At 66.1% G+C, this 11,392-nt stretch carries 10 protein-coding genes; 7 read left to right on the top strand and 3 right to left on the bottom strand.

Annotated elements, in window-relative coordinates; genetic code table 11:
• Positions 1-72: 72 nt before the first annotated feature.
• Complete coding sequence (gene metG, locus OC184_RS01260; protein WP_265505364.1) at positions 73-1,788, bottom strand: methionine--tRNA ligase; 1,716 nt, start codon at positions 1,786-1,788, stop codon at positions 73-75.
• Positions 1,789-1,966: 178 nt separating this feature from the next.
• Between metG and OC184_RS01255 the strand changes: the two genes are divergently transcribed.
• Positions 1,967-2,572, top strand: coding sequence for a hypothetical protein (locus tag OC184_RS01255; RefSeq protein WP_265505363.1), 606 nt, complete (start codon positions 1,967-1,969; stop codon positions 2,570-2,572).
• Between the two features lie 35 nt (positions 2,573-2,607).
• On the opposite strand, the gene OC184_RS01250 is transcribed toward OC184_RS01255, so the two are convergent.
• Positions 2,608-3,210 carry a GcrA family cell cycle regulator gene (locus OC184_RS01250; protein WP_265505516.1) on the bottom strand — a complete coding sequence of 201 codons (603 nt, stop codon included), beginning with the start codon at positions 3,208-3,210 and terminating at the stop codon, positions 2,608-2,610.
• Between the two features lie 116 nt (positions 3,211-3,326).
• Here OC184_RS01250 and OC184_RS01245 point away from each other — a divergent pair, with 116 nt between their 5' ends.
• The 5 genes from OC184_RS01245 (at position 3,327) to OC184_RS01225 (ending at position 9,060) form a co-directional block, all read left to right on the top strand.
• Positions 3,327-4,145 (top strand): ABC transporter permease, encoded by an 819-nt coding sequence (locus tag OC184_RS01245; RefSeq protein WP_265505362.1) that lies wholly within the window; start codon positions 3,327-3,329, stop codon positions 4,143-4,145.
• Positions 4,146-4,286: 141 nt separating this feature from the next.
• Positions 4,287-5,456, top strand: a complete 1,170-nt coding sequence (locus tag OC184_RS01240) for an aspartate aminotransferase family protein (protein WP_265505361.1) — start codon at positions 4,287-4,289, stop codon at positions 5,454-5,456.
• Positions 5,449-5,925 carry a GNAT family N-acetyltransferase gene (locus OC184_RS01235; RefSeq protein ID WP_265505360.1) on the top strand — a complete coding sequence of 159 codons (477 nt, stop codon included), beginning with the start codon at positions 5,449-5,451 and terminating at the stop codon, positions 5,923-5,925. Before OC184_RS01240 ends, OC184_RS01235 begins: the two co-directional genes overlap by 8 nt.
• Positions 5,926-6,025: 100 nt before the next feature.
• Positions 6,026-6,952, top strand: a complete 927-nt coding sequence (gene argF / locus OC184_RS01230) for an ornithine carbamoyltransferase (RefSeq protein ID WP_265505359.1) — start codon at positions 6,026-6,028, stop codon at positions 6,950-6,952.
• Positions 6,953-7,074: 122 nt separating this feature from the next.
• A complete protein-coding gene (locus tag OC184_RS01225) occupies positions 7,075-9,060 on the top strand; it encodes a PhoX family protein (protein WP_265505358.1) in 1,986 nt (661 codons plus the stop codon).
• A gap of 87 nt (positions 9,061-9,147) precedes the next feature.
• On the opposite strand, the gene OC184_RS01220 is transcribed toward OC184_RS01225, so the two are convergent.
• The gene (locus OC184_RS01220; RefSeq protein ID WP_265505357.1) at positions 9,148-10,743 is read right to left on the bottom strand and encodes a phosphoenolpyruvate carboxykinase; all 1,596 of its coding nucleotides are present in this window, start codon (positions 10,741-10,743) and stop codon (positions 9,148-9,150) included.
• Positions 10,744-10,951: 208 nt separating this feature from the next.
• Between OC184_RS01220 and OC184_RS01215 the strand changes: the two genes are divergently transcribed.
• On the top strand, positions 10,952-11,362 hold the full coding sequence (locus OC184_RS01215) for an HPr kinase/phosphorylase (RefSeq protein WP_265505356.1): 411 nt from the start codon (positions 10,952-10,954) through the stop codon (positions 11,360-11,362).
• Positions 11,363-11,392: the final 30 nt, after the last annotated feature.

Raw genomic sequence — 11,392 nt, 5'->3', positions numbered from 1 at the left:
ATTAGGCTGGCAGCCGGCGGGGGGCAAGTGCCCTGGCCCCCGCAACCGGAACTGTTGCCGAATTGCGACGCCTCAGGCGCGGGTGCCGCTGAAGCGTTCTTCCCACTCGGCGCGGTTCTCATCGCTGATCTTGGCGAACAGCACGTCGGGGACGGTGAAGCCATGGCCTGCGGGCAGCGCATCCAGCGCGGCCGCGACATCGTCGGGCCATTCGGCATCGGCATCCATCGCCTGCTGCATCGCGGCCGAGGCGAAGGGGATGAAGGGCTGCGACAGGATCGCATAAAGGCGGATCAGGTTCAGGCCCATCCGCACCTGCATCGCCGCCCGGTCGGGATCGGTCTTGAAGACCGACCAGGGCGCCGCCGACTGCAGGTATTCGTTGCCCAGCACCCAGATCGCGCGCAGCTCGGCCGCGGCCTTGCGGACCTCCATCGCGGCCATATTGCCCTCATAGGCGCGGATGCGGGTCGTCAGCGACTGGATCAGTGCCTGCTCCTCGGGGCCATAGGCGGGGCCTTCGGGAACGGTTTCGCCGAACTTCGACCGGCAGAACTTGGTGATGCGGCTGACGAAGTTGCCCAGCACGTCCGCCAGATCCTTGTTCACCGACTGCTGGAAGTTCTCCCACGTGAATTCGCTGTCGCCGGATTCGGGGGCGTGCGACAGCAGCCACCAGCGCCAGTAATCCGCCGGCAGGATCTCCAGCGCATGATCCATGAAGACGCCGCGCCCCTGGGAGGTGCTGAACTGCCCGCCCTGATAGGTGAGGTAGTTGAACGACTTGATGTAATCGACCATCTTCCACGGCTCGGCCGAGCCGATCAGCGTGGCCGGGAAGGACAGGGTGTGGAAGGGCACATTGTCCTTGCCCATGAACTGCGTATAGGTCACGTCGTCCGCGCCTTCGTCGGTACGCCACCACCGGCGCCAGGCGGCATCGTCGGCGCCCGTGGCGTCGGCCCATTCCGCGGTCGCGCCGATGTATTCGATGGGCGCGTCGAACCAGACATAGAAGACCTTGCCCTCCATCCCCGGCCAGTCCTGGTCGCCGCGCTTCACAGGCACACCCCAGTCCAGGTCGCGCGTGATGCCGCGGTCCTGCAGGCCGTCGCCGTCGTTCAGCCACTTCTTCGCGATCGAGGTGGTCAGGATCGGCCAGTCGGTCTTGCTGTCGATCCAGTCGGCGATCTGACCCTTCAACGCGGACTGCCGCAGGTAGAGGTGCTTGGTTTCCCGCACCTCCAGGTCGGTCGATCCGCTGATGGCGCTGCGCGGGTCGATCAGGTCGGTCGGATCAAGCTGCTTGGTGCAGTTCTCGCACTGGTCGCCGCGCGCCTTGTCATAGCCGCAATTGGGACAGGTGCCTTCGATATAGCGGTCGGGCAGGAAGCGGCCGTCGGCCTTGGAATAGACCTGACGTTCCGACACTTCGCGGATGAACCCCTGGTCGGCCAGACGACCCGCGAAATGCTGGGTCAGCACCCGGTTGCGATCGCTGGAGGACCGGCCGTAATGGTCGAAGGACAGCCCGAACCCCTTCGCCAGCGCCGCCTGTTCGCCATGCATCCGCGCGCAATAGTCGGCAACGGCCTCGCCCGTCTTGGCGGCGGCCAGTTCGGCAGGCGTGCCGTGTTCGTCGGTGGCGCAGATGAACATCACTTCGTGGCCCCGCGCCCGCAGATAGCGCGCATAAAGGTCGGCCGGCAGCTGGGACCCGACAAGGTTTCCCAGATGCTTGATGCCGTTGATATAGGGCAGGGCAGAGGTGATCAGATGGCGGGCCATGGCATGCGTCCTTTCGGGGTCGGCGACTGTCTAGCCGCCTTGGCGAGCGATGGAAAGTGCGCCGGACAACAGCGGTGGGCGGGTTTTGCTGACGCTACGTCAGGGCAATTCGCCAGGCCCGGCCGGTGTCGGTGCTGTCGCAGGACTGTTACATGGTCGAATGACTGGTCGAACCCGAATGCCCGGCAAACGACTCCTGCTGCCTGTCCTGATCGTTCTGCTGCCGATCGCGGTGGCCCTCACGTGGCACGCGCCTTCGGATACCAAGGCGTTCTTTTCCGAAGCCGGACCCATCGAGCGGTTGTCCGCAGGCTTCCTGCTGCTGTCCTTCGCTTGGCTTGCGCTGCGTCGCGACGCGTCGCGCTGGCACCAGGTCGTGCTGATCCTGGCAGCGGCCCTGCGCGAGCTCGACTGGGACAAGGCGTTCACCGAACGGGGGGTGCTGTCCCTGGGCCTCTATACCGGCGATCACCCGATGGGGCAGAAGCTGGCCGGGGCGGCGGTGCTGGTCGTGCTGGTCTGGGCCGTGCAGCGGTTGCTGCGACGTGATCTGCGGCCCTGGCTGGTCGGCCTGCGGCGGGGCGTGGGGACCAGCTGGGCCATGCTGGCGGCGGTGCTGCTTTACGTGATGGCCAAGACGCTGGACGGGCTTGGTCGGAAGCTGGCGCCACTGGGGGTCGAGACATCGCAGCAGTTGAACGAAGTCGCAGGACGCAGCGAAGAGGTGCTGGAGCTGTTCGGCGCAATCCTGATCCTGTGGATCGTCGCGATCAGCCGCCGGTGAAGCGGCCTGCGGTCACGCCCGCAGGCCGTCCCGCGTCAGCGGCGGCGGTCGCGGCGCGAGGACATCGGCTGGAACGCCACGCCGACATGAGCCTCGCAATAGGGTTTGCCGGACTGGCTGGGCAGGCCGCAGAACCAGAACTTGTCGGTTGCCGGGTCGCCGATTGGCCATTTGCAGGTCCGCTCGGTCAATTCCATCAGCGTCAGCTTGCGGGCGCGTTTCTCGACCTCGCGCACCGAGGCCAGTGCCTCGGGGCTGATCTCGTTGGCCGAGGGCTGGGGCGGCAGCGGCTGGCCCGCCGGCACGATCGGGCGGCGCGGGACGGGCGTGAAGGCGGGCTGGGCGGCCACCTCCTCGGGCTCTTCGGCCTCGGGCTCGGGCTGCGGTTCGGGACGCGCGGCAGGTTGCGGCGCGGGGGTCGGGCGCGAGGGCTTCTTTTCGGCCACGGGCTCGGGGGCGGGCTGCGGCTCGGGCGCGGCCTCCGGCTCCTCTGCGCGGTTCGACAGGCCCAGACGGTGGACCTTGCCGATGACGGCGTTGCGGGTGACGCCACCCAATTCCTTGGCGATGGCGCTGGCCGACTGGCCTTCGGACCACATCCGCTTCAGCGTCTCGACACGTTCATCCGTCCAGGACATGGCTGCCTTTCCGGGCGGGTCTTCGTGCCGCCCCATCTTGTCACCTGCGATTGATCCCGTCACAAACGGGATGCCGAGATTTAGCCGCCGACGCGCAGAAATTCAAGGACCGCAAGATGACCCCCCAGATGATTCCCGACCGTCCCGCGATGGGCGTGCGCCGCTTTGGCCGCGTCAACTGGCTTGGCCTGAGGACCCTGGCGACCCGAGAGGTCATGCGCTTCATGGCGGTCTGGCAGCAGACGATCTTTGCGCCCCTGATGACGGCGGGCCTGTTCGTCCTGGTCTTCGCGCTGGCCCTGGGGCAGGGACGGGGAGAGGTCATGGGCCTGCCCTATCTGGTCTTCCTGGGGCCCGGCATCCTGATGATGACGGTGATCCAGAACAGCTTCGCCAACACCTCGAGCAGCATCACCGCAGCCAAGGTGCAGGGCAACATCGTCGACACGCTGATGCCGCCCCTGTCGGCGGGAGAGCTGCTGGCCGGATACCTGACCGGTTCGGTGGTCCGCGCGGGACTGGTGGCGACGGTCATCGGCACCGGGATGGTGATCGTGACCGGGCGCGGCATCGCGCATCCGCTTTGGGCGCTGGTCTTCGTGCTGCTGGCGGCGTTGCTGCTCGGGGGGCTGGGCATCCTGGCCGGGATCATGGCGCAGAAGTTCGACCAGATGGCGGCGATCACGAACTTCGTCATCACGCCGCTGTCGTTCCTGTCGGGCACGTTCTATTCCGTGCAGGCGCTGCCACAGCCCTTCAACACGCTGTCGCACTGGAACCCGATCTTCTATCTGATCGACGGAGCGCGCTTCGGCGTCACCGGCGTCAGTGACGCGCCGGTCGTGCGCGGCCTGCTGGTCTGTGCCGCGGTCGTGGCGGTGGTGCTGTTCGTGGCGTGGCGCTGGCTGAAAACCGGCTATCGCATGAAACCGTGATTGCGCGGTGGGGCGTAAGGCGCTATGGCATCAGACATGATCGCATGGACCGCCCTTTCCGCCCGTCCCCGACGTTGACGCACAGTCACCGTCCGATCCTGCCTGCCTTCACATCCTGTCCTGACATCCGGGGAATCCGCTATGATTTCGCACGTCCTGCCGACCTATAACCGCGCAGCCCTGTCCTTCGAACGGGGCGAGGGATCCTGGGCCATCGCGACGGACGGAACCCGATACCTGGACCTGGGGTCGGGCATCGCCGTGAACGTGCTGGGCCACGCGAACCCCGCGCTGGTCGATGCGCTGACGGCACAGGCCGGGCGGATCTGGCACGTCTCGAACCTCTACCAGATCCCCGAACAGGAGCGGCTGGCGTCCCTGCTGGTCGACCGGACCTTTGCCGACACCGTGTTCTTTACCAATTCGGGCACTGAGGCGGCAGAGCTGGCGATCAAGATGGTCCGCAAGTACTGGGACCATGCCGGCGACCCCGACCGGATCGAGATCCTGACCTTCGAAGGGGCGTTTCACGGCCGCTCGACCGGCGCGATCGCGGCATCGGGGGCGGAGAAGATGGTCAAGGGCTTCGGCCCGCTGATGCCTGGCTTCCGCCATCTGCCCTGGGGCGACATCGACGCGCTGGAGGCTGCCGTCACCGATCGCACCGCCGCCGTCATGATCGAGCCCGTGCAGGGCGAGGGTGGCATCCGTCCGCTGCCCGATCAGGACCTGCGGCGCATCCGCGAGATCTGCGACCGGACCGGTACGTTGCTGGTCCTGGACGAGGTGCAGTGCGGCATGGGCCGCACGGGACGGCTGTTCGCGCATGAATACGCGGGCATCACGCCGGACATCATGATGGTCGCCAAGGGCATCGGCGGCGGCTTCCCCGTGGGCGCCGTCCTGGCGACCGAGGCTGCGGCGGCCGGCATGGTGGCAGGGACGCACGGGTCGACCTATGGCGGCAATCCGCTGGCCTGCGCGGTCGGCGCACGTGTGATGGACATCGTCGCCGACGAGGCCTTCCTGGCCGAGGTGAACCGCAAGGGCGCGCTGTTCCGCCAGAAGCTGGAGGGGTTGATCGCCGCGCATCCGGGCGTCTTCGAGGGCGTGCGCGGTCAGGGGCTGATGCTGGGGCTGAAATGCCGCGTCTCGCCGGCCGACCTGGTCAAGGCCTGCTATGCCCAGCATATCCTGACCGTTCCCGCAGGCGACAACACGCTGCGCCTGCTGCCGCCCCTGAACATCGAGGATGCCGAGATCTCCGAGGCGGTGGAGCGGCTGGACCGCGCTGCCAGCAGCCTTGCCTGAGATCCGCTTCCGGCCCGTCATTGCGGGCGACCTGCCGATGCTGGCCCTTTGGCTGGCACGGCCAGAGGTCGCCCGCTGGTGGCCGGACCCGAAGCATCAGCTGGGCCTGGTGCGCGAGGATCTGGACGAGGCGGCGATGACGCAGGTCATCGCGATGGATGGTGACCTGCCCCTTGGCTATGCGCAGCATTACCCGGCCCATCACTGGCCGGCGCCGCATTTCGCGGACCTGCCCGCCGATGCCGTCGCCATCGACGTCTTCGGCAGCCCCGAGGGCAGGGGCCGGGGCGGGGAATGGCTGCGCGCCTTGGGCGATCTGCTGCTGGAACGGACGCAGGTCCTGGCGATCGATCCCGATCCGCGCAACCTGCGCGCCATCCGCGCCCATGAGACGGCGGGCTTTTCAGGCGATGCGGTCCTGCGGGACGGTGCCGGCACGCCGGTGCGCGTCATGACGCGCCGACGATAACTGCATTCGATTTGCACAGACCCGCAGAGGGAGGCCGCGCCCCCTTGACCCCGCCACGGCAAGCAGGCTTGCTTGGCAGATATCGCCGAAAGACAGACAGATGACCCATTTCCTGGATATCCATACGACCGACCAGGCCGCGCTGCGGTCGATCATCGACAATGCCCGCGCCATGAAGACTGCCCGCAACGGCCGCCCCAAGGGCACCCCCGATGACGAGCAGCCGCTGGCGGGCCGCATGGTGGCGCTGATCTTCGAGAAGCCCTCGACCCGCACCCGCGTCAGCTTCGACGTCGGCGTGCGCCAGATGGGCGGGCAGACGATGGTCCTGTCGGGGTCCGAGATGCAGCTGGGCCATGGCGAGACCATCGCCGACACGGCCCGCGTGCTGTCGCGCTATGTGGACCTGATCATGATCCGCACATTCGAGGAGGCGACGCTGCACGAAATGGCGGAATACGCCACCGTCCCGGTGATCAATGGGCTGACGAACCGCACCCATCCCTGCCAGATCATGGCCGACGTGATGACTTTCGAGGAACATCGCGGCCCCATCGCCGGACGCAAGGTGGTATGGTCGGGCGACGGCAACAACGTCTTTTGCAGCTTTGCCCATGCGGCGGGGCAGTTCGGATTCGACCTGACCTTCACCGGTCCGCCGCCGCTGGACCCGGAACGCGCCTGCCTGGAGTATGCCGAGGGCATGGGCCGCCCGGTTACCATTGAGCGCGACCCGTTCAAGGCGGTCGAGGGGGCCGATCTGGTCGTCACCGACACCTGGGTCAGCATGCACGATCCGCAATCCGCGAAAGAGCGGCGGCACAACCAGCTGCGCAGCTATCAGGTCAACGCAGCCCTGATGGGCCGCGCCAAGTCTGATGCGCTGTTCATGCACTGCCTGCCAGCGCATCGTGACGACGAGGTCACCAGCGAGGTGATGGACGGCCCGGCCTCGGTCATCTTCGACGAGGCGGAAAACCGTTTGCACGCGCAAAAGGCCATCATGCGGCATTGCCTGGGCCTGTGACGAAAGGCGCAGCGGGCGACACGAAAGCTTCACGATCCTGTCGCCCACCCGTCACGATCCGGGCCTAACCGGTCGCCTGACCCGCACCATGCGGATCAGGATCGACCGACAGGAGCCACGCGATGGACGACACCACACGCCGCCATGTTTTCCGCACCACCCAGCTGGAAGAGGCCGACGGCCCCGGCCTGAACCCCACCCAGAACCGCACGATGGGCGAGATCATTGCCGCCCGATTCTCGCGCCGCGGCTTCCTGCGCGGATCGATGGCGACAGTGGCGATCAGCGCGACGGTCAGCCCGATGGCGCTGATGTCGGCGGGCGAGGCGAAGGCCCAGGGCGCCTCGGGCAGCGCCTTCGACTTTGCCGAGGTGATGGCCGGCGTCGACGCCGACCATCACGTCGCCGAGGGCTATGATGCCGACATCCTGCTGCGTTGGGGTGACAAGGTCTTTGCCGATGCGCCGGAATTCGACCCCACCGCACAGACCGAGGCCGCGCAGGAGCGCCAGTTCGGCTATAACAACGACTTCGTGGGCTTCATTCCGCTGGATGGCGCCGACGATCACGGCCTGCTGGTCGTGAACCACGAATACACCAACGAACACCTGATGTTCCCCGGCATCGTCACGATGCAGAACGGCGAAATGGTCGTGGCCGACGCCACCGCCGAGCGCGTGGGCATCGAGATGGCCGCGCATGGCGGCACGGTGATCGAGATCCGCAAGATGGACGGCAAGTGGCAGCCCGTCCTGGACGGCGCGATGAACCGCCGCATCACGGCCAAGACCGAGATGCAGCTGACCGGCCCCGCTGCCGGTCATGACCGCATGAAGACTTCGGCCGATGCGACCGGCACCAAGGTTCTGGGCACGATCAACAACTGTGCGGGCGGCGTGACGCCTTGGGGCACCTACATCATGGCCGAGGAGAACATCCACGGCTATTTCACCGGCGAGCTGCCCGCGGATCACCCCGAGGTCGCGAACTATGAGCGGATGGGCATCCCGGGCGGGACCTATCAGTGGGGTTTCTTCGACAAACGCTTCAATGTCGCCGACGAGCCCAACGAGCCGAACCGCTTCGGCTGGATCGTCGAGGTCGACGTGATGGACCCGAACTCGACCCCCAAGAAGCGCACCGCGCTTGGCCGCTTCAAGCACGAAGGTGCGTCGAGCGCAGTCGCCAAGGATGGCCGCGTGGTCTTCTACCTGGGCGATGATGAACGCTTCGACTATGTTTACAAGTTCGTGACAGCCGGGACATATAACGCGGACGATCGTGCCGCCAACATGGACCTGCTGGACGAGGGCACCCTGTATGTGGCGCGCTTCGACGAGGATGGCAGTGTCGCCTGGCTGCCGATGGTGCATGGCGAAGGCCCGCTGACGGCCGAGAACGGCTTCGAGAGCCAGGCGGACGTGCTGATCGAGACCCGTCGCGCCGCCGACCTTCTGGAAGCGACGCCGATGGACCGCCCCGAGGACATCGACCCGAACCCCGAGACCGGCCGCGCCTATGTGATGCTGACCAACAACACCAAGCGCGAAGAGGCGAACGCCGCCAACCCGCGGGTGGAGAACGCCTTCGGCCACATCATCGAGATCCAGGAAGATGGCGGCGACCTGGCCGCGACGTCCGGCACATGGGAGATCCTGGTGAAATGCGGCGATCCGTCGATTGCCGAGGTCGGGGCGACCTTCTCGACCGAGACGACCGAGAACGGCTGGTTCGGGATGCCGGACAACTGCGCCATTGACGCTGACGGGCGCCTTTGGGTGTCGACGGACGGCAACTCGGCTGGCGAAACGGGGCGAACCGACGGGTTGTGGGCCGTGGATACCGAGGGCGACGCGCGCGGCACCTCGCGGCTGTTCTACCGCGTACCGGTCGGCGGCGAGATGTGCGGACCATGCCCCACGCCGGACCTGACCACCTTCTTCGTGGCCGTGCAGCATCCCGGCGATGGGGGTGAGGACTGGGAAGGCCACGGCCGCGCGTCCTATTATGAGGATCTGTCGACCCGCTGGCCGGACTTCCGCGACGACATGCCGGTACGTCCGGCAGTCGTGGCCATCACCAGGCAGGGCGGCGGCCGCATCGGCTGACCCAAATGACGGGCGGCCGATGGCCGCCCGACACGACGTGAAAAACCCGCGCCTTTGGCGCGGGTTTGTTCGTGTTTGACAGCAGGTTCAGCCGATGGCGGCGGCGCGGACCTCGTCGTCAATGCCGTCGAGATACTGGGCGAAGTTGTCGCAGAACATCTGCACCAGCTTCGCGGCCTGCACATCATAGGCGGCCGGGTCGGCCCAGGTCTGACGCGGGTCCAGAAGCCGGTCGTCGACGCCGGGCACGCTGACCGGGACGTCGAAACCAAAGTTCGGGTCGCGGCGAAACTGGACGTCGTTCAGGCTGCCGTCAAGGGCTGCGGCCAGAAGCGCGCGGGTGGCCGCGATCGGCATGCGCTTGCCGGTGCCGAAGGCGCCGCCGGTCCAGCCGGTGTTGACCAGCCAGCAGCTGGCGCCGTGCTGGGCGATCTTTTCCTGCAGGAGCTTGCCGTAGACCTCGGGGCGGCGGGGCATGAAGGGAGCGCCGAAGCAGGTCGAGAAGGTGGGGATCGGCTCGGTCACGCCGACCTCGGTGCCCGGCGTCTTGGAGGTGAACCCCGACAGGAAGTGATACATGGCCTGCGCCGGGGTCAGCCGCGCGATCGGCGGCAGGACGCCATAGGCGTCGCAGGTCAGCATGATCACGTTCCTGGGATGCCCGCCCAGGCTGGTGGCCGAGGCATTCGAGATCGCCTCCAGCGGGTAGGCGCAGCGCATGTTGTCGGTGATCGAGTTGTCCTCGAAGTCGAGTGCCAGGCTGTCCTGGTCGAAGACCATGTTCTCGATCACGGTGCCGAAGCGTGAAGTGGTGGCGTGGATCTCGGGCTCGGCCTCGGCGGAGAGGTTGATCGTCTTGGCGTAGCAGCCGCCTTCGAAGTTGAAGATGCCGCTGTCCGACCAGCCGTGTTCATCGTCGCCGATCAGAACCCTCGACGGATCGGCCGACAAGGTCGTCTTGCCGGTGCCGGACAGGCCGAAGAAGACGGCGCTGTCGTCGGGATTGCCCGGGGCGTGGTTGGCGCTGCAGTGCATCGGCATGATGCCCTTTTCCGGCAGCAGGTAGTTCAGCAGCGTGAAGACCGACTTCTTGTTCTCGCCGGCATAGGCGGTGTTTGCGATCAGGATCAGCTTCTTGTCGAAGTTCATCGCGATTACGGTTTCGCTGCGGCAGCCGTGGCGGGCGGGATCGGCCTTGAAGCCGGGGCAGTTGATGATCGTGAATTCGGGGGTGAAGGTCGCGAGTTCGGACGCGTCGGGGCGGCGCAGCAGGTGGCGGATGAAGAGGCCGTGCCACGCCAGTTCCGTCACCACGCGAACATCCAGACGGTTTTCCGGATCGGCACCGCCGAAAAGATCCTGCACGAAGTAGTCCCGCCCCTTCATGTGCGCCAGCATGTCGGCGTGCAGCAGATCAAACGCCTCGGGGGCCATGGGCTTGTTGTTGTCCCACCAGATCGCGTCTTCGACCGAGGCCGAGCGGACCACGAACTTGTCCTTGGGCGACCGTCCGGTATGGGCACCGGTCGAGACGAGGAAGCTTCCGCCCAGCCCAAGCCGGCCCTCTCCGCGAGCGACCGCCTGAGTCATCAGCGCGGGCTCGAGAAGGTTGTAGTGCACTTGGCCCAGCCCCTCGATGCCTTGATCCTCAAGCCGGCAATTGGGGTTTACGCGCGTCGTCATGATGGTTGGCTCCGTCGGTGAAAGGGTATGGAGAGGTGGGACAGCTTTTTGGCTATAACATCTAAGAATCACGACGAAATACGGCAGCGCAAACAGTTAGCGATAACCGTTAATGTTATCGCCAACATTATGGGTGTTGCCAAAGTTCCGGATCATGGATGTGTGGAAAGCAGGTTTGGAAACGAACTGAACTAGGGAAGTGATTCGGATGCAGCTTCATGCGACAACGGTAGCCTTGGAACATCGGGCGCTGGTGATCTTGGGTCCGGCAGGTTCCGGCAAGTCGACCTTGGCATTGCAGCTGATGGCGGTGGGGGCGGTGCTTGTCGCGGACGACCGCACCGACCTGAGGCTTTTGTCCGGGTTGCTGATGGCCTCTGCGCCGCCGCAGCTTCAGGGCCGGATCGAGGCGAGAGGCGTCGGCATCCTGGCCGCAGACCCGGCACCTCCTACCTGCGTCACGCTGGCTTGCGATCTTGGCCGCCGGGAAGAGGATCGTTTGCCACACCTCCACGTTCAGGAGTGGCTGGGGGTTCCGGTTCCGCTTGTCCTGGGACCCTATCGGACGCATCTTTATGCCTCGCTGCGACAGATGCTTGTGGGGCAGCGTCTGGCCTGACGCATGGAACCGAAGGACGAAGGAACGCCA

The sequence above is a fragment of the Paracoccus rhizosphaerae genome (genome assembly GCF_026162645.1).
In the GTDB taxonomy this organism is placed as follows: Bacteria; Pseudomonadota; Alphaproteobacteria; order Rhodobacterales; family Rhodobacteraceae; genus Paracoccus; species Paracoccus rhizosphaerae.
This window is presented reverse-complemented; position numbering and strand designations above follow the sequence as displayed.

Excerpts from the sequence above, each read along its gene's own strand:
- metG (WP_265505364.1), bottom strand. The coding sequence starts at position 1,788 with ATGGCCCGCCATCTGATCACCTCTGCCCTGCCCTATATCAACGGCATC.
- OC184_RS01240 (WP_265505361.1), top strand. The coding sequence starts at position 4,287 with ATGATTTCGCACGTCCTGCCGACCTATAACCGCGCAGCCCTGTCCTTC.
- OC184_RS01215 (WP_265505356.1), top strand. The coding sequence starts at position 10,952 with ATGCAGCTTCATGCGACAACGGTAGCCTTGGAACATCGGGCGCTGGTG.
- OC184_RS01250 (WP_265505516.1), bottom strand. The coding sequence starts at position 3,210 with ATGTCCTGGACGGATGAACGTGTCGAGACGCTGAAGCGGATGTGGTCC.
- OC184_RS01255 (WP_265505363.1), top strand. The coding sequence starts at position 1,967 with ATGCCCGGCAAACGACTCCTGCTGCCTGTCCTGATCGTTCTGCTGCCG.
- OC184_RS01225 (WP_265505358.1), top strand. The coding sequence starts at position 7,075 with ATGGACGACACCACACGCCGCCATGTTTTCCGCACCACCCAGCTGGAA.
- OC184_RS01220 (WP_265505357.1), bottom strand. The coding sequence starts at position 10,743 with ATGACGACGCGCGTAAACCCCAATTGCCGGCTTGAGGATCAAGGCATC.
- OC184_RS01245 (WP_265505362.1), top strand. The coding sequence starts at position 3,327 with ATGACCCCCCAGATGATTCCCGACCGTCCCGCGATGGGCGTGCGCCGC.
- argF (WP_265505359.1), top strand. The coding sequence starts at position 6,026 with ATGACCCATTTCCTGGATATCCATACGACCGACCAGGCCGCGCTGCGG.